This is a genomic window from Candidatus Methanoplasma cognatum (assembly GCA_009777615.1).
Classification (GTDB): domain Archaea; phylum Thermoplasmatota; class Thermoplasmata; order Methanomassiliicoccales; family Methanomethylophilaceae; genus Methanoplasma; species Methanoplasma cognatum.
Genome location: WRLM01000004.1, coordinates 38,435 through 64,194, shown reverse-complemented (window position 1 = coordinate 64,194; position 25,760 = coordinate 38,435). Strand labels below are relative to the sequence as shown.

Annotated in this window: 22 protein-coding genes; 14 read left to right on the top strand and 8 right to left on the bottom strand. The window is 51.8% G+C overall.

Annotated elements, in window-relative coordinates; genetic code table 11:
* Positions 1–29: 29 nt before the first annotated feature.
* Entirely contained in the window at positions 30–410 is a 381-nt protein-coding gene (gene pth2, locus FWG96_05630; protein ID MCL2032730.1) for a peptidyl-tRNA hydrolase Pth2, read from the top strand.
* A gap of 57 nt (positions 411–467) precedes the next feature.
* Positions 468–1,754: a hypothetical protein gene (locus tag FWG96_05625; protein MCL2032729.1), complete on the top strand. Its 1,287-nt coding sequence runs from the start codon at positions 468–470 to the stop codon at positions 1,752–1,754.
* Here FWG96_05625 and carB read toward each other — a convergent pair whose 3' ends face one another.
* Both carB and carA read right to left on the bottom strand, forming a co-directional pair.
* Positions 1,755–4,961, bottom strand: coding sequence for a carbamoyl-phosphate synthase large subunit (gene carB, locus FWG96_05620; GenBank protein ID MCL2032728.1), 3,207 nt, complete (start codon positions 4,959–4,961; stop codon positions 1,755–1,757).
* The gene (carA, locus tag FWG96_05615; protein MCL2032727.1) at positions 4,958–6,040 is read right to left on the bottom strand and encodes a glutamine-hydrolyzing carbamoyl-phosphate synthase small subunit; all 1,083 of its coding nucleotides are present in this window, start codon (positions 6,038–6,040) and stop codon (positions 4,958–4,960) included. The genes carB and carA overlap by 4 nt, the downstream gene beginning before the upstream one ends.
* 98 nt (positions 6,041–6,138) lie before the next feature.
* Here carA and FWG96_05610 point away from each other — a divergent pair, with 98 nt between their 5' ends.
* Entirely contained in the window at positions 6,139–7,212 is a 1,074-nt protein-coding gene (locus FWG96_05610; GenBank protein MCL2032726.1) for an mRNA surveillance protein pelota, read from the top strand.
* Between the two features lie 140 nt (positions 7,213–7,352).
* The gene (gene nifV / locus FWG96_05605) at positions 7,353–8,528 is read left to right on the top strand and encodes a homocitrate synthase (GenBank protein ID MCL2032725.1); all 1,176 of its coding nucleotides are present in this window, start codon (positions 7,353–7,355) and stop codon (positions 8,526–8,528) included.
* Positions 8,529–8,540: 12 nt separating this feature from the next.
* Here the strand turns inward: nifV and FWG96_05600 are convergent, their stop codons facing one another.
* The 5 genes from FWG96_05600 to FWG96_05580 all read right to left on the bottom strand — a co-directional run bounded on the left by FWG96_05600 (position 8,541) and on the right by FWG96_05580 (position 16,630).
* Positions 8,541–10,271, bottom strand: a complete 1,731-nt coding sequence (locus tag FWG96_05600) for a cation:proton antiporter (GenBank protein MCL2032724.1) — start codon at positions 10,269–10,271, stop codon at positions 8,541–8,543.
* A 55-nt stretch (positions 10,272–10,326) separates the two neighbouring features.
* The gene (locus tag FWG96_05595; GenBank protein MCL2032723.1) at positions 10,327–12,129 is read right to left on the bottom strand and encodes an ATP-binding cassette domain-containing protein; all 1,803 of its coding nucleotides are present in this window, start codon (positions 12,127–12,129) and stop codon (positions 10,327–10,329) included.
* A 132-nt stretch (positions 12,130–12,261) separates the two neighbouring features.
* Positions 12,262–15,738, bottom strand: a complete 3,477-nt coding sequence (locus FWG96_05590; GenBank protein ID MCL2032722.1) for a hypothetical protein — start codon at positions 15,736–15,738, stop codon at positions 12,262–12,264.
* On the bottom strand, positions 15,735–15,884 hold the full coding sequence (locus tag FWG96_05585) for a hypothetical protein (GenBank protein MCL2032721.1): 150 nt from the start codon (positions 15,882–15,884) through the stop codon (positions 15,735–15,737). Before FWG96_05585 ends, FWG96_05590 begins: the two co-directional genes overlap by 4 nt.
* A gap of 248 nt (positions 15,885–16,132) precedes the next feature.
* Positions 16,133–16,630 carry a regulator of amino acid metabolism, contains ACT domain protein gene (locus tag FWG96_05580; GenBank protein MCL2032720.1) on the bottom strand — a complete coding sequence of 166 codons (498 nt, stop codon included), beginning with the start codon at positions 16,628–16,630 and terminating at the stop codon, positions 16,133–16,135.
* 226 nt (positions 16,631–16,856) lie between these two features.
* On the opposite strand from FWG96_05580, the gene asd reads away from it, so the two are divergent.
* The 4 genes from asd to FWG96_05560 are packed head-to-tail and all read left to right on the top strand — an operon-like array spanning position 16,857 to position 20,632.
* Entirely contained in the window at positions 16,857–17,918 is a 1,062-nt protein-coding gene (gene asd, locus FWG96_05575; GenBank protein MCL2032719.1) for an aspartate-semialdehyde dehydrogenase, read from the top strand.
* A gap of 53 nt (positions 17,919–17,971) precedes the next feature.
* Positions 17,972–18,835 carry an ATP phosphoribosyltransferase gene (gene hisG, locus FWG96_05570; protein MCL2032718.1) on the top strand — a complete coding sequence of 288 codons (864 nt, stop codon included), beginning with the start codon at positions 17,972–17,974 and terminating at the stop codon, positions 18,833–18,835.
* Positions 18,835–19,887 carry a histidinol-phosphate transaminase gene (gene hisC, locus FWG96_05565; protein MCL2032717.1) on the top strand — a complete coding sequence of 351 codons (1,053 nt, stop codon included), beginning with the start codon at positions 18,835–18,837 and terminating at the stop codon, positions 19,885–19,887. The genes hisG and hisC overlap by 1 nt, the downstream gene beginning before the upstream one ends.
* Before the next feature lie 28 nt (positions 19,888–19,915).
* Positions 19,916–20,632: a HisA/HisF-related TIM barrel protein gene (locus FWG96_05560; GenBank protein ID MCL2032716.1), complete on the top strand. Its 717-nt coding sequence runs from the start codon at positions 19,916–19,918 to the stop codon at positions 20,630–20,632.
* 76 nt (positions 20,633–20,708) lie between these two features.
* Here FWG96_05560 and FWG96_05555 read toward each other — a convergent pair whose 3' ends face one another.
* The gene (locus tag FWG96_05555; GenBank protein MCL2032715.1) at positions 20,709–20,891 is read right to left on the bottom strand and encodes a hypothetical protein; all 183 of its coding nucleotides are present in this window, start codon (positions 20,889–20,891) and stop codon (positions 20,709–20,711) included.
* Between the two features lie 458 nt (positions 20,892–21,349).
* Here FWG96_05555 and FWG96_05550 point away from each other — a divergent pair, with 458 nt between their 5' ends.
* Genes FWG96_05550 through FWG96_05525 form a run of 6 tightly spaced genes read left to right on the top strand, consistent with a single transcriptional unit; the run spans position 21,350 to position 25,753 of the window.
* A complete protein-coding gene (locus FWG96_05550) occupies positions 21,350–22,360 on the top strand; it encodes a hypothetical protein (GenBank protein ID MCL2032714.1) in 1,011 nt (336 codons plus the stop codon).
* Between the two features lie 5 nt (positions 22,361–22,365).
* The gene (locus FWG96_05545; protein MCL2032713.1) at positions 22,366–23,181 is read left to right on the top strand and encodes a hypothetical protein; all 816 of its coding nucleotides are present in this window, start codon (positions 22,366–22,368) and stop codon (positions 23,179–23,181) included.
* 21 nt (positions 23,182–23,202) lie between these two features.
* Positions 23,203–23,751: an imidazoleglycerol-phosphate dehydratase gene (locus FWG96_05540; protein MCL2032712.1), complete on the top strand. Its 549-nt coding sequence runs from the start codon at positions 23,203–23,205 to the stop codon at positions 23,749–23,751.
* Positions 23,752–24,513, top strand: a complete 762-nt coding sequence (gene hisF, locus FWG96_05535) for an imidazole glycerol phosphate synthase subunit HisF (GenBank protein MCL2032711.1) — start codon at positions 23,752–23,754, stop codon at positions 24,511–24,513.
* A complete protein-coding gene (gene hisIE / locus FWG96_05530; protein ID MCL2032710.1) occupies positions 24,501–25,103 on the top strand; it encodes a bifunctional phosphoribosyl-AMP cyclohydrolase/phosphoribosyl-ATP diphosphatase HisIE in 603 nt (200 codons plus the stop codon). The genes hisF and hisIE overlap by 13 nt, the downstream gene beginning before the upstream one ends.
* Positions 25,100–25,753, top strand: a complete 654-nt coding sequence (locus tag FWG96_05525) for a histidinol phosphate phosphatase domain-containing protein (GenBank protein ID MCL2032709.1) — start codon at positions 25,100–25,102, stop codon at positions 25,751–25,753. Before hisIE ends, FWG96_05525 begins: the two co-directional genes overlap by 4 nt.
* Positions 25,754–25,760: the final 7 nt, after the last annotated feature.

The window sequence follows — 25,760 nt, the reverse complement described above, 5'->3', positions numbered from 1 at the left end:
TTATCATCAACCACCGCATTCTTCCCTCTATGTTCCGCATCTTGGGTCTGCGCGATGAAGACTTCAAAATGGTCATACTGATGAGAAATGACCTGAAGATGGGCAGAGGGAAGATCGCTGCACAGGCTGCGCACGCGGCCGTAAACTGCGCCCTCAGCATCAAGAAGAAGGATTCCTCAGCATTCGACAAATGGATGCTGAGCGGCCAGACAAAGATAGTCTTGAGGGTTGACTCCGAGAGGGAGCTTTTCGATTTCAAGGCGGTGGCCGACGTCCAGGGCCTGAATAACTCGGTCGTCTGCGACGCGGGGAGAACTCAATTGGAGCCTGGGACATATACGTGCCTCGGGATAGGTCCCGCCGCATCCTCCGTTCTGGATAAGATAACTGGCGAACTGAAGATGCTTTGAGGCCGCCGTTAAGTATTTTTATATGTGCATGGCAATACCCGCTTTAAGGGAAGGAATGTGCTCGGGAAAAAAAGTCTGCTGATCTGTTTCGGCCTTATCGCACTGGTAGGGTCGATAGCCTTCGTATCTCTCAGCGATGATGCTGCGGACAGAAGCGATGCGGCCCCCATCGACCTTGCTGCGGCGCTTGAGAACGCCGTCACAGGAGATACGGTAACTTTGCCTGAGGACACGGTGCTCTCAAGAGACGCCGTGATCAGGTCCGGCGTCATTTTGGACGACGCGGGCTTTCCACTCAGAATCTCTGCAAACATAACGCTGATCGTAGAAGGAACGCTCATCTCCTCAGGGAATCTCACGGTCATAGGCTCCGTCGTTGTGGCCAGCGAAGGTATGATGGCGATAGACAACGAAGGGAATACCGCCTCTGTGTCGGGTTCGTTAACGGTACAGGAAGGGGGTACCTTCAGCATCGGCTCCGGGAAGATCAGCACTTTGTCAAGCTTAGGGATGGGGAGACTGTTCATCGAGGGGACAATGACTGTGGGCCGCGGTGCTTTGAATTCCGCCGTCAACGCCAATAACACTGTTGTCACGGGAAAGCTGGATATCTCCGAAGGGAGCACTTTCAGGATACATGATGTTCTGACCATAGGGAACGCCCCTGTCCTCACAACAGAATTGGGGAACAGCGCCTTGATATCCGGAAGAGTGATCCTTGAGAGCGCAGCGTACGTCCTGGCCTACGGAGAATCAAGCTTCGCTTCGAAGAACATCTGGTATGCAAATACATCCACTCAATTCATTTTAGGCGGTAAGGTCTACGCCACAGAATATAAAGACCAGACTGGGAAACGGAACATTGTGCTTCCCTCGACCTCTGACCTGAGGGACTATATTCTTACCGGCTGGACGGATTCTTCCGGCAAGGCGGTGACGGAAACTTCCGACATACAGATCGGAAGCACCAACGTCTACGGAGGAGTGACCCCTCGCACCTACAGGATATTCTCAACTGAGAACGAGAGCATAAGGTGGGTGGTAAATGACATAGAACAGGGAAGCTCCTTTGAGGAATTCGGCGTATACGGCGCACCTTACAAAATAAGCATCAGGTCGGCGCCCGGATACTCCGACCTGCCGACCATATACATGAACGGGGTCCAGTTCACACCCGGGGCCTCCTTCAACGTTGCGGGAGAAACATCATTCACCACTTCCGGCGGTCGTTCTGCTCAGAGCGACAACATTCTCATTCCGCTCCTGCTCATACTGGTGATACTGGTCCTCATTGCCTTTGCGTTCTTCTTTGCACTCAAAAATAAAGGCAAGAAGGCCAAATGATCAGAGAGTGTGGAACTCTTTCATAGATCTTACCATGAAGTTCTGATCCTTGGCGACCTTGATCGCGCCTACCGCCGCATCCGCGCCCTGTATGGTCGTCAGGAAAGGTATCTCCAGTTCAACGGCGAGCCTTCTCATCTTATGCCCGTCCCTTACCGGCCCGGATTTCTGAGACGGTGTGTTGATAATGAGATTTATCCTGCCTTCCCTCATCAGCCCGATGGCATTGGGTTTCATGTTATCGTCTATTTTGAAGACGGTCGTCGTTTCCACTCCGTTCTCCCTGAGATGCGTTGACGTGCCTTTGGTCGCGTAGATGGTGAAGCCCATCTCCGAGAGCTCTCTGGCCACGGGCAGCACCCTCTCCTTATCGGAATCATTGACCGTGACGTAGACCCCGCCTTCCGTCGGCAGCTTGTTCCCGGCGGCTGTCAGGGCCTTGTAGTAAGCGATGTCAAAGTCCTGGTCGATGCCCATGACCTCGCCCGTGCTTTTCATCTCCGGCGTGAGTATGGAGTCCACACCTGGCAGTTTCAGGAAGGGGAAGACGGAAGCTTTGACCGCATAGTGATCTATCTCCTTATATCCGGACAGCCCGAAATCCTTCAGGGTCTTTCCGAGCATGATCTTCGTTCCTATCTTAGCCAGCGGGATCCCCGTGGCCTTTGATATGAAGGGGACCGTACGCGACGCCCTCGGGTTCGCTTCGATCATGTATATCTCGTTGTCCTTGACCGCCAGCTGAAGGTTCATAAGGCCTTTTATCTCCAGCGCCAAAGCCACTTTGTATGTTATCTCAACTATCCCGTCGATTATCTCTTTGGACAGGGTGAAAGGAGGAAGCACCATCGTCGCGTCCCCGGAGTGACAGCCCGCATACTCGATGTGCTCCATTATCCCGCCTATGTACACGTCCTTGCCGTCGGAGACCACATCCACGTCGATCTCTATCGCCTCCGTGAGGTATTTGTCAATGAGTATCGGGTGGTTCCTGGACACTCTGACCGCGGTCTCCACATACGTCTGCAGCTCCCCCGTTGAGTACACGATCTCCATCGCCCTTCCGCCCAGAACATAGGACGGCCTTACCAGTACCGGGTATCCTATGGATTCCGCTATACCCTTTGCCTCTTCGAAGGAGTAGCCGGTGCCGGACATCGGCTGTTTTATTCTCAGATCGTCCATCAGTTTCGAGAACCTTCTCCTGTCCTCGGCGACGTCCATATTATCCGGACTGGTACCGAGCACTTTGGTCTTTGTTCCGGCAAGCGCCTCATCCAGATCCACCGCCAAATTCACGCTCGTCTGCCCTCCGTACTGCACGATGACGCCGTCGATATCTTCCGCCTCTATGACGTTCAGGACATCCTCCATTGTTATTGGGTCGAAATACAGGCAGTCGGATACGTCGTAATCGGTGGAGACCGTCTCGGGGTTGTTGTTGATTATTACCGCTCTGACGCCCTCTTCCTGAAGGGCCATCACACCGTGCACGCAGCAGTAATCGAACTCTATCCCCTGGCCTATCCTTATCGGGCCGCCGCCGATGATCAGGACCTTCTTTCTGCTGTCGTCCCTTTTGACCTCGCTGGATATTCCGTACGTTGAGTAGAAGTACGGCGTCCCGGCGGCGAATTCGGCCGCACAGGTGTCCACCATCCTGTATACTGGCGTCAGACCATCAGATGTTCTTCTTTTCCTTACGTCTGGCTCCGGTGCTCCAGTGAGCTCCGATATCTTCTCGTCGGAGAATCCCATATACTTTGCTTCTTTCAGAATACCGGGGGTGAGCGGCCCGTCCTTGATCTTTTTCTCCATTGCGACTATGTTGCCGAGCTTTCTTACAAAAAAGATATCCCACTTTGTCATATCGGCGACCTTTTCAGGGTCCCAGCCTTTTCTCAGCGCCTCCCCCATCGCGAATATGCGTTTATCTGTGGCGTGGGTGAGCTCGGCGGCTATCTCCTCATCGGTCATATCGACGCTGTCAAGGCCTTTGACGCCTATCTCCAATGACCTTAATCCTTTCAGGAGCGCCTCCTCGAAAGTACGGCCGATGGACATTATCTCCCCGGTACTCTTCATCTGCGTCCCCAGGTGTCTGTCTACGGTTCTGAACTTGTCGAAGGGCCAGCGGGGTATCTTTACAACGACATAGTCGATGGCCGGTTCAAAAGCGGCGTAGGTCGTGCCGGTTATCCTGTTCTGTATCTCATCCAGTGTGTACCCGACCGCGACCTTCGTCGCCACTCTCGCTATGGGATATCCGGTTGCCTTCGACGCCAAAGCAGACGATCTTGATACGCGGGGGTTCACCTCTATCAGCCTGTAATCTCCGTTCTCCGGGTTGAAAGCGAACTGTACGTTGCATCCTCCCTCTATCCCGAGCGCCTTTATGACCTTCAGAGAGGCCGTCCTCAGCCTCTGGTGGTCCTTATCCGATAATGTAAGGCACGGGGCGCACACGATGCTCTCCCCCGTGTGTATACCCATTGCGTCCAGGTTCTCCATGTTGCATACGATGATGCAGTTGTCCTTGGAGTCTCTCATCACTTCGTACTCGTACTCTTTCCATCCGAGGACGCTCTCCTCTATCAGCACCTGATGTATGCGTGAGTAAGCAAGCCCTCTGGCACATATCTCTATGAGCTCCTGCTCGTCATACGCTATCCCGCCTCCCGTTCCGCCGAGCGTATATGCCGGCCTGATCAGCAGAGGGTATTTCCCTATGAAATTCGCGGCCTCGATGGCTTCCTGGATGGTGTTCACGCTTCTGCTCAGAGGGACCGGTTCCCCTATCCTCTCCATGGTCTCCTTGAAAAGCTCACGGTCCTCCGACATCGCGATTGCGTCCGGCTGGGTCCCTATCAGCGATACGCCCAGGCTTTCCAGCACCCCGCTGTCCGCAAGCTCCGAACATATGTTCAGGGCGGTCTGTCCGCCCATTCCGGAAAGGATGCCGTCCACCCCCTCCTTCTCGATTATCTTTGCGACCACTGACGCCCGGAGCGGCTCTATGTAAACACTGTCGGCCGTCTCCGGGTCCGTCTGTATCGTCGCGGGGTTGGAATTGACCAGCACGGTGTTGTAGCCTTCTTCTTTCAGCGAGCGGCAAGCCTGGCTCCCGGAGAAATCGAACTCCGCCGCCTGGCCGATGACTATGGGGCCGGATCCTATCACCATTAGCTTCTTGTAATCCTTCTTCATGTGCGCCCCTCCTTGACCGCCTTAGTGAATCTGCTGAGGAGGAACGATGTGTCCCCCGGCCCGAGAGACGCCTCCGGGCGGTACTGCGACGTGAAGAATGGAAGGTCCCTGTGCCTGACGCCTTCGACCGTACCGTCGTTGACGTTTATCTGGTCGGCTATAAGGTCCTTCTCAAGACTGCTTCCGTCAACCGCGAATCCGTGGTTCTGAGAGGTTATGAACACCCTGCCGTCGAACTTCACGGGCTGATTGCTTCCGTGGTGGCCGAACTTCATTTTATAGGTCTTACCTCCCAGAGCCGCCGCGGCGACCTGGCCTCCCAGACATATTCCCAACAGAGGTATCTGAGAAGAAAGTTCCGAGGCCGCCCGGACCGCCGTTCTGAGCATCACGGGATGCGACGGGTCCCCGGGACCGCCTGAGATAATTACGCCTCTGACCTTATGGCCGGTTATCACATCCGCCGGGGTATCGTAAGGGAATGTTATGACGTCGAATCTCTGAGCCAGGTCCTTAACTATCCCGTTCCCGTCCCCGAGGTCCAAAATACCCACGCAGGCATCCTTCCCAAAACTGTGTCTTTCAATGCGCTTGCATGATGCCTCTCCCGCTAGGTCGCTTTCCGATGGGAAAGGCGTGCGTTTAAGTTCTTTGATCAAATCCTCTATATTGTCCTTATCTTCGGTGAAGGCTCCTCTGAGCGTCCCCGCGGTCCTGATCTTTATCACTAACTCTCTTGTGTCTATTCCGGATATACCCGGGACCTTATCGCGCTTGAGAAGTTCGTCCAAGGTCCTGCCGCCGTACATCGGCGACGGCTCTTTGCAGTATTCGCGAACCACCAAGCCTCTTACCTGCACGGTCTCCGACCGGTAGAAATCATCGTTTATCCCGTAATTGCCTATCAGAGGATAGGTCATGACAATGATATGACCTCTGGACGCGGGATCTGTCAGACTTTCCTGATAACCCGACATGCCGGTAGAGAATACGACCTCGCCCGCCGCCGGCGCCCTGTGCCCGAAGGGCTCTCCCTCGAATACGCTGCCGTCCTCGAGGACCAAATAACTTTTCGCCATCGAGGATAAACCAGTGATGGCGACCCTATTTAATATCTTGGGAACGGTCCTGACAGCCTCAATCCTCTCTTGTCCAATACCCGACAAACCACCTTATTTTGAACGAAATAGGAATAAAGAGGGAGCTCTTTAGGATATTCATGCGGATCCTCGAACAAGACGCCGACAACGGGAGCATAAGCATCATGCTGGAGGCTGACGAGGACGTCTGGCACCTTTTCAACGTCCTGGAGAAGGGGGATCTGGTCACCGCCTCCACTACCCGAAGGGAAGATAAGCCGGCGGACAAACTGAGGGCGGAGAGGTCCGAGAAGAAAAGAATGATCCTCGGCATAAGGACGGAGAAGATCGAGTTCTCGGAAGATGACATCAGGCTCAGGGTCCTGGGGACGATCGAGACCGGGCCGCAGGACATAGGTCAGTATCATACGCTGATATTCGAAGTGGGAGAGAGCCTTCTGATAACAAAGACGAAATGGAAGGATTCGCAGATCGGCAGATTGGACAGGGCGGTAAAAGAATCAAGGAAACCAAAGATACTGTTCATCTCCCTTGACCAGGATGACGCCGTGATAGCCGTGCTCAGACAATTCGGGCTGAAGGAGATCGCCGCCATCAGATCAATGAGGTCGGGGAAACAATACGAGGAAAAGACCAAAGAGGACGGCTACCATAAAGAGATCATACAGAAGATCGAGCCCCTCGTTTCGGATGATATGCCGATAGTGCTCCTCGGCCCGGGTTTTGAAAAGGAATCCCTCGCCGAGGACCTGAAGGGCCAAGGATATAAAGGGATACACGTGCACCACACCGGCCAGTCGGGAATGGCCGGCGTCAACGAACTTATCAAGACTGGAATGGGCGCCGCGATACTGAGGGAGTCCTCGGTCGGGATGGAGATGGAGGCGGTAGAGAAGCTTATGTCGGAGATCGGAAAGGACGGCCTCGCAACATACGGCCCGAACGAGGTAGCGGACGCCGCAAATGCCGGAGCGGTGGAAACCCTGCTCATCCTGGACTCGAAGCTGAGGGAGCAGGACATGGACGATATCATAAGGACTGTGGAATCGCAGCAGGGGAGGGTCCTGATCGTATCCGGACAGCATGACTCCGGGAAAGTGCTTTCAGCGCTAGGCGGGATGGGCGCATTATTGAGATATAAGCAATACTGAACCTTTTTCCTGTAAATTCAACTACATGTTTTGAGGGGGCATCAGAAAGTTTTTAATCATATACGCACGCTCTACCCTTAGCAACTAATCAACCAACCGAATGTTTTCTGACCAGATGGTTTCTAGGGGGAATTAGAAAAATGAAAACGGCAGAAGAAGTTAATAACATACTTGAGAAATTCGACGTGTGCGTCTGCGACACCACGCTCAGAGATGGGGAGCAGGCGGCAGGGATCGTATTCTCCAACGTAGAAAAATACAGGATAGCCCAGCTTTTGGACGAAGCGGGCGTTCAGCAGATAGAAGCGGGCATTCCCGCGATGGGAGCCGATGAAAAGAGGGCGGTCAAGCACATAGCACACATGAAGCTCAATGCTTCGGTGCTCGGATGGAACCGCGCTAATATCGACGATATAAACACAAGCATAGACTGCGACGTCGATTCCGTCGCCATCTCACTGTCCTCTTCAGATATCCATATCGAGCACAAACTGAAGAAAAGCAGAGAATGGATCCTTGAACAGGTAGACAAATGCGTTTCACACGCTAAATCCCACGGTTTATATATCTCATGCAACGGGGAGGATGCCTCCAGGGCGGATATGGACTTCCTGCTTGAGTTCGCGAGGACCGCCAAGGCCGCCGGCGCGGACAGGTTCAGATACTGCGATACGATCGGCAGGGAGGACCCGTTCACATGCGCGGAAAGAGTGGGGCGTATCATCAAAGAGGTCGGGATAGAGGTTGAGATGCATACCCACGACGACTTCGGCATGGCGACCGCCAACTGCATAGCGGGGGTCAAGGCAGGAGCAAGGTTCCTCAGCACGACCGTCATGGGCATAGGCGAAAGGTCGGGCAACACGCCTCTCGAAGAGGCCGTCATGGCATGCAAGCATCTGTTCAACAAAAACACCGGCATAGATTCGCTGAAACTTAAGCCGCTGGCAGAGTTCGTGTCGATGGCCTCCAGAAGGGAGATCGGCATCTCCAAACCATTCCTGGGGGCCAACTGCTTTGCGCATGAGGCCGGGATCCACGCTGACGGCATAATAAAGGATGCCAAGAACTATGAGCCGTACGATCCGAGCGAGGTAGGTCTTGAGAGGAGGATCGTGATAGGTAAGCACTCCGGAAGGAATACCATCGTCACCGACCTGTCGCACAGGGGGATCACCCTCTCCGATCAGGAGGCCATCGACCTCCTGGAAAGAGTGAGGAAAGGCGCCGTGAAGCTTCACAGAAGCATCTCCTCCGACGAACTGTACACAATGTACAAGGATATGCTGGCCGGCGAAGACCCGTTCGACGATTAAGAAAACCGCTGATCAATCTGTGCCTGCTCTGTGTTTGTAGGCATAGATCAGCACTATTACTCCGATTCCGCATAGCATTGCCCATATGTGTTCGATCAGTCCGACATTGTTCGGCACAAGGATCAATATCACAAAGTCAATGAGGAACACAAGCGTCCAGTTGTTTATCCTCACGAACGCTTTATAGAATCTTATGGATCTGCGCTGAAGGTTGCCTTCTCCCTTTGCCTCGGCCTTCCTTTCCGAGTCGATAAGGACCTTCTCTACGAACTTAAGATTTTTGATCAGATTATACAGAGGGATCGCCACCGCTACGAAGTTCACCGCCAAAATTATCGTATAACACGCACTGAAAGACAAATTCTCCACATTGCCGTGCAGGAAATTCGTCATATCTGACGTGAATACCAGGAACACTATCTCTATCGCCAATATCAAAAGGACATCCAGATATGCGATCGTGGCCCTCTCTTTGAATCTGGATGAGGTTGACTTGGACGAAAGCGCTATCTTCGCATAGTGGTCATCCCTTATGGACTCCGCTCTCCTGACGGCGCTGAGAACAGGTTTCGGAGCATGACCGTATACAAAGTCACAGATCTTACCTGAATTTTGCGACATGATCGGCAGGACCACCATCGATACAAGCGCGGCGCATATCACGGAAGCGTAGAAAGAATCGGACAGCACTCCCGCGTCCAACCCAGCTTTCGCTATTATGAAGGCGAATTCTCCCATGGCCACAAGGCTTACGGCGGACATGAAGCCTATACGCAGAGGCTTGTTCCCTATGAAGTATGCAAGAAGCAGACTTGACGACTTAAGGACCGCATATACTACGAATATCAGTATTATCAGGGTGATATTATCGACGATGTCGCTGATAGCTATCTTCAGGCCGACCGAAATGAAGAACATGGCCATGAAGATGTCTTTCATCGACGTCACGTCATGTTCGATGGTGGTTCTTGAATTGGCCTGAGATACCACCACCCCCATGAGGAATGCGCCGATGGCCATGGACATTCCTATCCAGACCGACAGCAGCGCCATTGCGAAACACATGCCCACGACCGTGACCAGCAATATCTCGTCCGGCATCTTGGAAGCTATCCAGTCGAGTGCGCGCGGAATGAAGAGTATGCCTATCGAGACCGCCGAGACCATGAATATCAGGATTATCATGAACATCCACACTATGGAGTCCAATTCCATCACGCTTCCCACAAGCAGGGGCGAGGCCATGGACAGTATGATCACTTGTGCGACGTCTTCGATGACAGTGATCAGAATTATGGTCTCCACGTCTTCCTTTGAAAGTTTCCCCTGGCCTTTGAGAACGGCTGTTACGACAGCGGTGCTGGATCCGGAGATGATGGCTCCGAAGAGGATAGATTGGATCGGATCCCATCCTATGAAAATACCGAAAAGATAGGCTCCGATTATTATAAGCGGCAGCTGGATCAGAGCTATCAATACGGCGAATGCTCCGGATTTCCTCAATTTCTTTAAATTGAGTTCCATGCCGACGCAGAACATCAGGAGGACCAGTCCTATTGAGGAAAAGATGCTTACGATGGTCTCGGTCTCTTCGGACCCGTCCGCCCAATAGTTCGCAAGGATTATGCCGGCGGCGAGATATCCTATGATAGGAGGCATCTTCAATTTCATGAATAGGACTGAACATATCCCCGCAACAAGCAGGAGGATCGTCATATTCAAAAGAATTGCTACCTCTTCCAACAATACACCCAGATGCGTATAATCTTATCAGTAAAAAATTATTCGGCGCTTCGTGTTATTTTTCTTCGTCTTTTGTCGTAGATACTTTCTTCCTCTGACGGCCGCCCGTCTTTTTCAGTTTGCCCTGGTCAAGCGCCCATTGGAAACCTGGGGTCTCCGCCGGAGCTATCAGTACTTTGTCGTTCTTGGCATACTTCTTTCCGGTCACCCAGTTGGTGAAGGGTGATATCACCTTGTACTCATCGGCGTCCATGACCACTTCTTTCGTGTTCGGCCTGCCCCTCATCTCCGAGTACGTGCCGTTGAACATCCTCACATGCTTGTCCTTGACCTCCGCCACTTTGGTGCATACCGTATCCAAAAAATACCTGTCGTGGGTAATGGCTATTATTGTTCCATCGTATTCGTTCAGCGCCTCTTCGACAGCATGCCTTGCGGGAATGTCCAAATAGTTGGTGGGCTCGTCCAGAACAAGGAGGTTGGTCTCCTCCAATAAAAGCATGCACAGCGCGACCCTTGCCCTTTGTCCGCCGGACAGGGTCTTGACCGGTCTGTCCACATCTTCCCCGGTGAGGAGCATCCTTGACAGTATCGAACGCGCGTCCCCTCTCCTCTCCTTGCCGATGATTTTCAGCATTTGTTCCTCGGCCGTCAGGCCGAGGTCCAGTCCTTCGTGGTTCTGAGAATAATACCCTATCTTCGCTCCCGGGGCCACCCACAGCTCGCCTTTGCTGGGTATCTCCTCCAGCAGAGCTTTGATGAGGGTCGATTTGCCTTCCCCGTTGGATCCGAAGACTCCGATCTTCTCCCCTTTGTGTATGTCGAGTTCGACATCCTCAAGGATCGTTCTCCCTCCCAGTTCCACCGATAATCCTTTGCAGGTGATAACGTTCTTTCCGGATTTGGGGGCGGATTGTATCCTGACCGTTATCTCCTTGTTCTCTTCGGGTTTCTCTTTTTCTTCAAGTTTCGATATCAGCTTCTCTCTTGTTTTGTGTGTGGTGAGATACCACTGGTCTTTGTGTAACTGTTCGGCTATCTCTTCCTGCCTTTTCTTATTGTTTACATATTTCTTATATTCCTTTTCCATCCGGTCGAGATCGAGCATCTTCTTTGTTACAAAGTCGGTATAGTTACCTTTGTATTCTCTTGTCCTGCCGTACGATATCTCGGTCATTCTGACGGCCACCTTGTCCAGGAAGTAGCGGTCGTGGCTTATCACCAGCAGAGAACAGTGAGACTTCAGAAGGTAATCTTCGAGCCACTCGACGGTCTCGACATCCAGGTGTGAGGTGGGTTCGTCCATCACCAGCAGGTCGCAGTCATCCGCCTGGACAAGTATCCTTGAGAGCATGACCTTCGTCCTTTCGCCGCCCGACAGGGAATCCATGGTGCGCCCCATGATATCTTGGGACAGACCTACTTTTTTTAGAGATCTGGCAAGTTTGCCCTCATCCTGAATGCCTGATTCTTTGAGGTCCCTTTCCAGCTGGGAATATTCTGCCGCCAGATTGTTCCAGTCGACGTTGCCTCCGGATGCCATTGTTTCCTCTATCTCCCGCATCTTCCTCTTTATGTTCTCGATGCGGCCATACGGCCTTCCGAGAACATCCCTTACGGTGAACTGCGGGGATGACTCGGGAAATTGTTCAAGATATCCCACGTCATCCGTATATCTTATCAGTTCCCCCGTGTCGCATTTCAGCTCCCCCAATAAGATCTTCAGAAAAGTGCTCTTGCCCGCGCCGTTTATTCCGATCAGACCGATGCTGTCCCCCTCGTTGATCTGGATGCTTGCGTCGGTCAGGACCTTTACGGGGCCGAATGATTTCGCGACGGCCTGGGCTTTCAGAAGCATGCTTTCTGCATGGGATCAAGTTATTTTATAATGTTCATAGAACGATAAATGATTAAAAAAGGTTAAGGCGGGGATCGCTCCCCTGTTTTATTTTTTTCTGTTAAGGATGATTCCTTTTATCTTCTTACCAGATCAAGACCTCAGTAGTCTCACCGCGACGATTATCGCTATGACGGCTATGATTATGACTATGATGATCAAGAGTATCTCAATCAGAGTCAAACTGTTATCCACTACTGATTTTTCCTGCGCTACACCGGCCGCCGTGAACGTGGCGTTCTTCGTTACTGTATAGGGGTTGGTGAACGAAGCACCATCCACTCTCAGTACGGGAGTTCCCTCATATCCGGGGACGACGTCGGCTGTGACGGTCAGTTTCGTACCGTAGTTGTACGTATCTTTGCCGCTGCTGCCGATGTTAACGCCGTTAACGACCCACTCCATGCCTCTCTGGAAGGAGAAGGTCACTTCGTATGTGCGCCACTTGTACTCAGCATAGACCTTAGCGAAACCGCCGATAGCTGTAGCACTGCCCGTCAGAACATTCCAGTCTCCTGCCCTGAACTCGCGGTTCTCCCACCAGTTCAGGAAGATTATGTCCAGCAGATCGTCATCGATCATCACGAGGTTCGCAGGGGATGCCGTGTGCCCGTAGAGCGTCGCATAGAGCATGTCCTCTACTATGTACTCTGTCTTGACAAGAGTTCCAGTTACACTCAGCTTCCCAGTTATGTTGTAGGTTCCATATACGCAAGCGTATGCAGACGTGCCAAGGGTGATGGCATCGTTGATCACTGCTGTGTTCGTGTAGTCCGCGTTCATCGGAGACAGGGTCGGCACCGCGCCGATCACCAGCTTAGTGGTGGCCGTAAGGGTACCATCAAGTGTGACCTCACCGCTCACAGACACTTCGCCTGCAGAGGCATTGGATCCACTGCCGACGATGAGTTTTCCTGCAACGTTGATCACACCTGTGTTTGCGGGTGGCAATCCGTCGGCCATGCTGGTAATCTTACCACTTTCGCCGATGGTGAGTACTCCGGTCGTCGTTACATCAATGACGCCTTCCGGACCGATTAACGTTCCTGCAGCATTCGTGAACACAGCTTCGCCGACGATTCTCAACGTACCGTTGATCACCGCAGGAGCTTTGGAGATTGTAAGTGTTCCATTCACCGTGAAGGTAATGCCTACATTGACAGTCAGGCCAGCTGTGTCGCCGTCTTCCATTGTCACGCCCTGTTTCAGGGTTGCGTCTTTGTCCAACGCAGCAGGCTTACGCAGTACGATCTTCTGTCCGGAGACAGATATGTCAAGTGCTGTCCAAAGATCTGTGTAGATGAATTTGTCGCCTTCGAGCAATACGTCTGATTCGGGTATCTGGAGAACATTCGTGGGCTTCACGTCATAGATCGCCTGTCCGCTCTCAACCAAGTATTTTACAGTGGCGTTCTGTCTCTGTACGATCGTCTTAGCCGGTATTGATACTTTGGGCGAGTACTCATCTATGAGCTTGCCGCCTGAATCATATACCTTCTCTCCGATCTGGAGCCATCCGTCCGGAGCCAGGATCAGGATGTTTGTGTTAGCATCCGGGTTGGGTCCTACAAGGGTGGTGTCCTCTCTAATGATGACTTTTCCCTTTATCGCTATGTTGTTGCTGTTCAGTAGTGCATTTTGTATTGATGTGTAGTAGAATGTTGTGCTGTCGGGTTTGGTGCCTACGTTCTCAAAGTAGATCGCGGCGTTGAGACCATCCACGAGTCTCAGGGGGTGGTTAACCAGGGTCGGGCTTGCAGCGGGAGTGGTTCCATATGTAAGCATTCCAGCGTCTTCGAAGTCGATGGTGTATACACCCGTCGATGCTCCGTATGTGCCGGTGCGGTTATCGAACAACCCACGTACAGTGGCGTTTGTATATATGCAAATGATGTCACCATATACTGTGAGAGTAAAATCTTCTGTCTCACCGTATCCGGTGGCCACATAGAATGTGTTGTTCATGTTCTCGAGAGTTATCTTAGTCTCTTCGAAAGCCCCGGTCGAGGCTGCTGCGCTAGCGGCATCGTTGGTCAACGTGAACGGAGTCACATATATGCCACTAGGCATACTGCCAATGAATAGGACATAATCATAAGAACTGTCAACCAAGATAAGAACCACATATTCGCCCTCAGGAACCTTTATTTTTCCAACGGCGCTGCCGCTCATATCGATGCTGAGCTCACCTGAACTTGTGCTTGCGGCGTATATGCAGTTGTTGTAGTCACTATAGTCAAACTCTATCTCTGTACCATTGTAGATAAGAGGAGCCGTAACCGTGTCTGCGCCTCCAGCAACCTCATTTCCGCCAACGGCCACTGCATAGTTCACGCCTGCCCCATCTGCGGAGAACGTTGCGATGAATGCATCGCCGGCCGCGCCGCCCAGGATACCAGCCAGTTTATACTGCTGATTCAGCAGTACGCCTTGGAAGGTATACTCCATGACCGTACCGTTAACGACTCCGGGGACGTCCGACTCGATGGCCTCTCCTTTATCAGGGATAAGGTACAACGTATCAGTCGTCAATGCACCCGATGTCAAAGGCACTTCGATGACGATCTCTGCAAGCCTCGGCATGTTGTCTCCGACCAAGACAGTCGCACCTTCCTCAACTACCATGTTGACATTTACAACACCGAAGTTGGCGTGAGTGTAACCAGCCTGTCCTGAGACATTCTCGGGGAAATCGACGCTGAACTCACCGGACTCAAATGTGACCATCCTGTCCGATGCTTCAATCTCACATATGTATGAGAGAGGGACGTTGGGATCCTCGATCCATGGGAGGTGCCTTTCATCGACAACTACCTGATTGAACACCGTTGCCCTTCCGTCAGCGTACCCAACTGCCAGACCGATAGTGTATGCGGTCGAGACCTGGGCTGTGCCGGCTTTGAAGGTTCCGGTGAACGGCGCAACCTGCCCATCCAGTGCAGCGGCATACATGGCATCGAAGTTCTGGAAGAAGCCAGTGTTAAGCAGGCCAGTGCTCAAAACACCGCTCCACTGTGCCTCTGTCAGTGCCCCGGGCCTCATTGCGCCACCCATCAACCAACCTTTTGTCACTTCTATAGACCCTTTTACGGGTTTATAGCCGGTGATCTTTTCATCAGGGGTTGCGGCTGAGCTGTCGACCTTTGCCTCGTCTCCGACCAGAATCACTCCATTAAAGCCGTAGACCGGTTCTGGCGCCATTATCAGCGTGAACACTGCGTCCGATACTGCTTCGAGCTTCACTGATGCGTACTCTACGAAGTTGTTCCCGTAGACATCATCGGCAGTGCCGATGGCTATCGTTCCGGAAACCGTTATTCCTTCTTTAATCGTTACATATTGTACGCCCCATGCCTGGCTGCTGCCGAGGTTCAGGTAGAATCTGGCATTCAGATCGCTACCATCCTCGATGATCGTTGTGCTGTTAACGCCGTTGCCCATCGGATTAAGAATGGTAGCGGCGTCAGAATCATCGCTCAGCGCGATACCTGCAAAAGATACCGCTGCGAGAGCTGCGACAACAAACAGTGCGAGGAACGCTTTACTGTTTTTTTTCTTTTCTTTATTCATTTGGAATCATCCTCTTTGAGTATGTTGTTCCTGCCTTTCTGCGACCGCAGAACAAACAGCAGACAGGCAGACCTCATAAGGGATTCCAACTTCGTTTGATGGGACAGCGTCTCTGCTTTCCCGTCTCCCTCTGTCTTTTTTTCCATCCCTTACCTTCGGTTTCCGCCCCGGCTGTATCGTCCGTACGACGTACGGGCACGTTCTTCGCAGGCTGCGAAAGGCTTGTCCACAAGTGCCTTATAGCACCCTATGAACAGAGTAGGTAGCAAGTGGAGATATTTAATATTAAGCCAAAAAGGCACCTGCGCGCGTATATGTGGGATTATATTAAAGAACCCTGTTAAAGACTTGGTTCCCATTTCTCCTCTGCGCCGCGAACATCATGTTACCGCACTTATCTGAGGATCACGCTTGATACTCCCCTGCACTGTTTTATAGCAGGCAGCAGCCTCGGGGGTAGCTGTCCGTCCACCACCACTATGAGATGGGAGTCGGCCCTTATCCCCGGATCGTCCACCACCGCCTGCCTGACGGAGAGGCCGCCTTTGTATATGACCTCGGTCACCGCCGAGACTATCCCCGGTATCGTTGCATCGGTGGGGATTATCTCCAGCGTTGTGCATCCTATCTCCGGCGCAACGTCCGCAAGAAGCAGCATCGATCTGAGCTTCGAGAACAGTCTGTCCAGTTCGGGGTTCTCGGATATCTTGTCGAGAGTGGACCTCACCACCCTCCTGTCTACGCCGGCGGCCCTCGCTATCGCCGCATCGGACTGCTCTATGCCGCCGCAGTACGCTATGCCCTTCTCGATCCTGATCCCGTGCCTGAGGAGAAGCATCGCGACCTTCTCCTGTGACGGCGATTTGCTGAATTCCTCCTTCACGCGGTTCATGCTTAGTAATGTGCAACCAAGGATAAAAATATGCATCGTTCTATCCTTTTGCATACTGTGGAGGATACGGATAAGAAAGCGGCCTGCGCAATCCGTTTCCTCACAAACCCCATAGACCCAATGCGCTGATGTTACTTTAAGCGGGCGTCCCTCATCGCGGCCGACCCTCCGAAAACATAATAACCATGCGGCACCTGACCACTTCACTTAAAAAGGAAGAATTCGCATGAATAAGATCAATGTCGCCGTTCTAGGAGCTACCGGCCCCATAGGCCAGAGATTCGTACAGATGCTTGAGGGCCACCCGTATTTTGAGATAGAGGGGCTCTACGCATCCGAAAGGTCGGAGGGAAAAAGGTTCGGCGACGTCATCAAGGTCAGGGATCACAAGTTCTCGGAAGAGACTGCGGAAATGAAGATCAGGACCATGGATATCGGCGGCATATCGAAGAACGCGAGGATCGCATTCTCCGGGATACCGTCCGATCTCGCGGGGCCCGCCGAGTCCGAGCTGGCAGAGAAGGGAGTGGCTGTCTTCACCAACGCTGGATCGCACCGTATGGACAGGCACGTTCCGATAATGATACCCGAGATCAACCCGGACCATGCCGCATCGATAGAACGGCAGGACACTTACGGCAGCGGGGGCTACATCGTGACCAACGCTAACTGCACTTCGACCGGTATCGCGACCCCCCTTCACGCTCTCAATAAGGCGTTCGGACTCCGCGAAGTGTTCGTTTCCACTTACCAGGCCCTTTCCGGTGCCGGATACCCAGGGGTCCCGTCGCTGGACGCCGTCGGGAACGTTGTACCATTCATAGACAAAGAAGAGGAAAAGATGGAGGCGGAGCTCGCTAAGATCCTCGGCGGTTACTCCGGAGACGGTTTCAAGCCCGCGGGTTTCAAGGTAATCGCCAACTGTGCCAGAGTGCCGGTGGTAGACGGCCACCTGGAGGCGCTGGCCATCAAACTGGATTCATCTCCTTCATTGGATGAGATAGCTGCGGCCCTTTCCAAGTTCCGGGGGGAACCTCAATCGCTGAAGCTGCCTTCCGCGCCGGAGGTCCCGGTCATCGTCAGGAAAGAGAAGGACCGGCCGCAGCCCGCCTACGACGCTCTTGCCGGAAGCCCGGACAGGGCGAAGGGAATGGCGTCCACCGTCGGAAGGATCAGGGAAAGCAACGGTTATTACAAGATGTTCGCGCTTTCCCACAACACCCTGAGAGGCGGCGCGGGCGGGTCAATGCTCAACGCCGAGCTGTTCAAAGCCAAAGGGCTGCTGTGACGGCGTGTAAACCTTATCTACTACTTTTACATTGGAATAGATGAGGTCAACCCATGGCAATAAAAATGGCGGTCCCCAACAAAGGAAGGCTCAATGAACGGGCTGTGGAACTACTGCTGAAATCAGGCATAGACCTGGGAGAGGACTGGGGGCGGAAGCTTTATGTGAAGGCGAAGGAACAGGATATGGAGATCATGTTCGTCCGCGCACAGGACATACCGGCGTTCATCGCATCTGGAGCCATAGACCTGGGGATAACGGGAGAGGACATCGTTGCGGAATCTGGATTCTGGCTCAGGAAACTCATGGACCTGGAGTTCGGGTTCTGCCGCCTTTCCGTCGCAGCCCCGGAATCCTCCGGCATCAGGAGCATGGACGACGTTCCCAACGGCATGAAGGTCGCGACGTCGTTCCCAAAGCTCACAAAAGAATTCTTCGAATCAATGGGTAAGGATGTGAAGGTCATCGAGATCTCAGGCGCCGCGGAGATCATGCCTTATCTGGGGATATCAGACCTTATCGTGGACCTTGTGGCATCGGGATCGACGCTGAAAATGAACCGTCTCGGAGAGATCGCCAAGATACTGGATTCCCAGGCCGCCGTGTACACGTCGGAGGCTTCGTTCAAAAATAAAGGCTCAGAGATCGCCGACGTCGTCGATTCCATAAGAAGCGTTATGGCCGCCGAGGATCGGAAGTACCTCATGGCAGACGTCCCGAAGGATAAACTGGAGGCCGTGGAGAGGATGTTCCCGGGAATAGGCGGGCCGACCATCCTCAGCATCGCGGGCAACGACGAGATGGTCGCCGTGCACGTGGTGATCAACTCCAAAGATGTATACAAAGCGGTCAACGACCTCAAAAGGCTCGGCGCAAAGGGCATACTTTCTGTTTCCATAGACAGGCTGGTGGAGTGATGGTCTCAAGGGACATCATGAGAAGCACTACCAGAGGTTTCAAGAAATACTACAGTCCCAGCGTCAAAGGCGAGGTCAGGCTGGACACCAATACAAATGTCCTCGGCTCGAACCCCGCCGCCATGAAGTACCTGAAAGAGCAGGATACGGATCTGAACGATTATCCCGTCACGTACTCCGACAACCTCAGATGCGCCCTCGCGTCCCTTTACAACCTGGAAACAGAGAATTTCGTCGTGGGCAGCGGGTCGGACGAGATACTCGACATTGCTTTCAAAACGTTCACTGAATGGGGGGACGACTGCCTTGTCCCCTATCCCTCATACACCTTGTACGAATACTTCGCCCAGATGAACGGCGGCAGCGTGGTGTACTCTGAACTAACGGAGGATTTTCAGCTCGATGTCGATGACATTGTGTCCTCGAAAGCGAAGATAGTGATCGCAGCCTCCCCCAACAACCCCACCGGCAATTCTTTCAGACAGAATGATATAGAGGACCTGCTGGCAAGGTTCAAAGGCATCGTCATCATCGACGAAGCATACGGAGAATATTCTGACAATTCCATGATACCCTGGGTCAACGAGTTCGATAATATGATAGTGGTCAGAACATTCTCTAAAGCCTACGCCATGGCCGCTTTAAGAGTAGGGTATGCCATAGCCAACAAAGACATATCCGATATGATGAATTCCGTGAAGATCCCGTATTCCCTGAACAGCCTTAGCGAAGGGGCGGCGATCGCGGCAGTCAAGGATCAGGATTTCATAAGAAAAAGCAAAGAGATGGTACTTGCGGAAAGACCGAAGCTAGCGTCCGGCCTTTCGAAGCTCGGGTTTGAGCCCTTTCCGTCGGATTCGAACTTCATCCTTGCGAGATCTCCGATCGACCATGCCGTCCTTACAAGCGCTCTGAAGGAAAAGGGCATACTGATAAGGGATTTCGGCAGCAAGAGGAGGATGGAGAACTGTGTCCGTTTCACTGTCGGGACAGATGGAATGAATAAAGATCTACTTGATAAAATCGCCGACGTACTGGAGGAACGCCGCTGACCGCGGCGCTGGAACGGGAGGATAACGCATGATGGTCATACCCGCAGTAGATGTGCTTGACCATAAGGTGGTTCAGCTCGTGGGCGGGGAGATCGGCAGCCAAAAGATAACGCTGCCGGACCCCCTGAGCACGGCGATGTCCTGGGTCGAGAAGGGGGCGCCGTACCTTCACCTTGTGGACCTGGACGGTGCGTTCGGAAAGGGGAACAACATAGACATATTCAAAAAAATAATCAAAGAGTGCGGAGTTCCTGTGGAAATAGGCGGAGGCGTCAGGTCCGAAGCCCTGGTGGATGACCTCATCTCATCGGGAGCCGACAGAGTGATAGTCGGAACAAAAGCGATCAAAGAACCTGATTGGCTTTCAAAGATCTCGGATGACCATCCGGGAAAGATCATGGTAGGCATGGACACCAAGGGCGGCTCCCTGGCGGTGAACGGATGGCAGGGTTCCTCCGACATCACCGTGGAAAAGATGTTCGACCTCATCGGAGATATGCCTCTCAGCGGCGTCCTCAACACGAACGTAAGCGTGGAAGGGCAGATGAAAGGCATCGACGCCGACCAGGCGGGTCGGTTCATATCGGAATGCCCTCACAAAGTGATAGCCTCCGGTGGTATAACCGCTGAGGCCGACTGCAGGACGTTAAGCAAGCTGGGAGCGGCGGGCGCCGTCGTCGGGCTGGCGTTATACACAGAAAGAATCAGGCCGTGGGAGTGGGACAATCCTTGGTCCGCTGAATAAATGCACTTATGTAGGTTCTCGCCTGATCTGTTGGCAAAAGTGTGTAAAAATCGTCAAAAAGTGGAAAGGGTTTCAATCACTCTTCGCATTCTTCCGTCACGTCATACAATCCTTTGACGAAACCCTCGAATTCACCAGTGATTCTGAAAGTTCTCGTCCAGCGGTCTCCGACTTTTTTCCAATCGCCGTCGATCATTCCTCTGTCAAACAGCCTGTCTATGCATTTGGATATCGTGGACTGGGATGGACTTCCATTCATGGCTTTCACTAATTTACTAAACCATATGTCTTCGCCATTTTTGTTGAATTCATAAATTTTTGTACATACTAGGAAGTCATTTGATAACACTTGTTCTTTCTGTACCATTTTTTCCTCCTTTTCTTTGCGGAAATTATAACAGAGCCACGTCATAAAAATCCACAGTTTAACGAGTGGATACACTCGTTGTATTTAGTTATGTGTTTTCTAATTAAATAGATTGTTATAATATTACACTATTAAATTTATATAATTAGTTTTGTTCTAATATGCATTATGATTTTAATAAACGTTATCAAACTCGATCTTAATAACATATCCTACCTTCTGCTGATGTTATCTCTGCAGTTCATCCCTGCTGAAAGGAGAAAAGAGAACGAGTCCACTTTCAGGTACCTCTTGGAAGTCTTTAAAAGAATACTCCATATTAGGGTGATTGACAGTACAGAGGGCCGCGTATGAGAAAATTATCGCCAAAGAATATGGACACCGTTCCATCAATAGAAGATATAGAATCCCCGGCGGCAGTTACGGTTGCATGTATAGAAATACGAAGATTCCTCACAGACATTATAACAAAAAAAGACACGGATGTGGTAATATCCACACTGCGAAAGGGATCATGGATAATTGATGACATTATTAAGATACGTAACCTGAAAGTTATACACTACACAAATGAAAATATTGAAAAAGTGCCTTCGACCGATCTTCTCGACAAAAATATTCTTATTTTTGATGATTCTATTCATAGTGGGCAAAGTGTCATTAATGTTTTATCTAAAATTAATAAAACAGATGATGTTCGTGCTGCGTGCATAACGATAAATGATGAAGCTTTGGAAAAAATAGAGGAATGCGGCATTGAGATTGAGTACCTTGAAAAATTCAAAGACTATTACAAGTATGGAGATAACGGAGAACTCATTCCTGGCTGCCAGGCATATTATTATGCCTATTTTATGATGCCGTATATAAGCAACCTAAGCGTGAACTATAGTCCGGATTATAAGAGCCTCTCTATTTCAGTTGAGGGGGGTTTACCGAAAGACCTCAAAAGCATGACTGATTCGATCATTAGTGCTATTGAAGAAAGCTGTCAAAACAGTTCATATGAGGTAGACAATACGATGTACACGAGGCGTGTATCTTTACATATTAACGGAAAATGCTTATGCCGTTACCTTTCTGAGCTTAAGATCCCTTACGAAACGGACATATCAAAGCTCAGAATCTCTGCATCGATTTACGGGAATTACTCAGAGATTGTAGTAACGCCGATGTTTTGCCCGATCTGCGAGGATGTGGATGGTATTGATCTTAAGAACCTGCCCTTCCTCCTTAGTGAAAGATTCATCGCAGACAATTGTGGAAAAATAATAAACAGCCTAACAACAAACGGATTCAGCGTTGTTAAAAAGAATATAATAGTCGGCACTGCAGGCAATAATGACGCACAGCTGAGGTAAATTTCATGAGCGGCGACGAATACATTCTTGCTCGGATAGACGTCGTTGCATTCTCAACGCTATCAAAATCAGTTCCTAGAACAGATGACGTTTTCGATGCGATAGAAGCGCTTTTGTCCACTTCAAACGAAGAAATCAGACGTCAAAACGCATCCAGAAAAAAGGATTTCAAGCTTGAGGCCAGATTATATGGAGATACTATCGACATATACTTCAAGACGGGGGACTGTGACCATGGTTTGATTCTTATGTTGTGTGATGTCGTGGCCAAAACACAGAAAGAGGCCCTGTGCCATGGACTTTTTATCAAAGGTTCAATCGTAAAAGGACGCCTGCGCATTACTGATGAGGGATTCACGGGGTCGGCAATGGTAACCGCCCACGACATGGAACAAGCCTGCCAATATTCATGCATTGTCCTTGCGGATAATGTTCTGGAGCTTATTAATGAGGTGGCGCAGGAAAAATTCATTACAAACCAAGATATTATCAATTTCACAAAGAACATTACTGTCGACCGCCACTTTCTGAACTATCTGGAGGCATGCCCGTTCGGGTTTTGGAAAACTATAAAGCCAGATTTAAAAGTCCATAGGGAATCGCTTATTTCAGCGATTGAACGATACAACAGCATTCTGCCGGATGATCCTGCAAAACGTAAGAATTATATTGGAATGTATGAACACTCTTTGAAAAACCATAACAGAGTGTGCGAAGAACATGGTGCACGGGAAGAACTGATCGTATTCAGAACCGAACAAATAAACGGAATCACAACCATAAACATCCAAGAACCAGACCAAGAGATAATTATTATATAACAGCCCCTATTCGAACAATATATGACAGAAAGGATGTCTGAATTGGAGCGCAGCACGCGGGAAACGAACGTTTCGGTTAAACTGAACATCGACGGCAGCGGCAGGTTCGACGTCGAATGCGGCATACAGTTCCTTAAGCACATGGTGGAAACGCTTGCAAGGTACGGTTCTTTCGATATCTCCATGAAAGCATCCGGCGATGACGACCACCACATCATTGAGGATGCGGCGATAACTCTGGGAACGGCTTTCAAGAAGGCCCTTGACGATAAACCGGTGGAAAGGATGTCGACCGTCGTCATCCCGATGGACGATGCTTTGGTGATGGTGTCGGTGGATATAATCGAAAGGCCTTTCGCGGACATCGACTGTCCCGATCAGCTGTACCGCCACTTCCTGCGGAGCTTTGCGATGTCTTCGGGAATAACGCTGCACGTGGTGCAGATGAGAGGATTCGATGACCACCACATCATCGAGGCGACCTTCAAAGCACTCGGCACGGCGCTGAGGAATGCCGCTACACAGAGAAAAACGGAACTCAGTACGAAGGACAGACCGAGGGTGAGCTGAATGGCCGCAAAGAAGATCATCCCGTGCCTTGATATGAAGGACGGAAGGGTCGTAAAAGGCGTCAATTTCGTTGACCTTAAGGACATAGGATCCCCTCCGCAGCTGGCGGAGGACTACAGCAATCAGGGAGCGGACGAGGTGGCCTTCCTTGACCTGGCGGCCTCTCTTGAGGGAAGACAGACCACTCTCCGCCTGGTCTCCGAGACCTCAAAAAGGGTGTCCGTCCCTTTTACGGTCGGCGGCGGGATAAGGAACACAGACGATGTGGGCGAGGTCCTTAACGCCGGCGCGGACAAGGTGTCCATCAACACCGCCGCGATAGGAAACCCTGACATAATCTCGGAATCGGCGGAAAGGTTCGGAAGACACCGCATAGTGATCGCGATAGACGCAAAAATGGTCGGCGGCCGCTGGGAAGTAGTTACCCACGGAGGCACAAGATCCGCCGGTCTCGAAGTGGTGGAGTGGGCTAAGAAGGTCGAGGACCTCGGCGCGGGAGAGATCCTGCTGACGTCCGTGGACGCGGACGGCGTGAAGGACGGATACGATATTCCGCTGAACAAGGCCGTCGCCGACGAGGTGGACATACCTGTGACGGCATCCGGAGGGTGCGGGAAGATAGAGGACTTCTACGAAGTGTTCTCGCAGACGGATGTAGCCTCCGCGCTGGCCGCGTCGGCTTTCCACTACAAACTGTTCACGATCGGAGAAGTGAAGGAATATCTGAAAGATATGGGGGTTCCGGTGAGATGGCCGAACTGAAGTTCGACAAGGACGGGCTGATACCGGTAGTCGTCCAGGACCACCTGACCAACGAAGTACTGATGGTGGCTTGGGCTAACAGAGAGGCCTTCGAGCTTATGAAAAGCACGGGCAACACGCACTTCTGGTCAAGGAGCAGACAGAAACTCTGGATGAAAGGAGAGGAGTCCGGACATGTTCAGAGGATCATCTCGATCCAGACCGACTGCGATGTGGACACTCTGCTTGTAAGGGTGGAGCAGACCGGCCCCGCCTGTCATACCGGCTCCCCGTCGTGTTTCTCTGAAACAATATACGGATCGCTGGACCAAACAATGAACATAATCCCGGAATTGAAGAGGGTGCTTATCGACAGGCTGGAGAACCCTGCGGAAGGAAGCTACACCTGCCTCCTGTACTCGGATGAGAACAAGATGTGCAAGAAGGTCATCGAAGAGGCCGGGGAGTTCACGCTGGCACTCAAGGACGGGGACGATGACGCTGCGGCCTGGGAACTGGCGGATCTGATATACCACACGATGGTTGCCGTGACGAAATCCGGGCTTCCGATGGAAAAGGTTTACGAAAAACTTGCGGAGAGGAAAAAATGAGAATAGACCTGCACACCCACACGATATTCAGCGACGGGGAGCTGACGCCTTCCGAACTCGTGTGCCGCGCCATGGAACTCGGGCACACTGCGGTCGCGCTTACTGACCACGTTGACGCCACAAACATAGATATCGTTGTCCCCGGCCTGGTCAAGGCCGCCGAACTCAGCAGCGATTACATCACCGTAATTCCGGGGGTCGAACTGACGTACGTGCCGCCGTCTAAGATAGATACGATGGCAAAAAGGGCAAAGGCCCTCGGTGCTGAGATTGTGGTCGTGCACGGGGAGACCGTCGTTGAACCGGTGCCTCCGAAGACCAACCTGAAAGCGGCAATGAGCCCCAACGTTGACATACTGGCACATCCGGGCCTCATAACATATGAGGAGGCCAAGTTCGCCGCTGGTAATAACGTTGCGCTAGAGATAACCGGACGCGCGGGACATAACATAACCAACGGACATGTCGCGAACATCGCGAGAATGTCCGGCGCAAAGCTGGTGGTCAACTCCGACGCACACACCGTAGGCAATCTCATGGACGAAAGGATGGCGATGACAGTCGCGATGGGCGCCGGCCTCACTGAGGAAGAGATCAGAAAGGCGCTCAACGACACCCCTTACGAAATGATCAAACACCTGATAAAGTGAGTCCGCG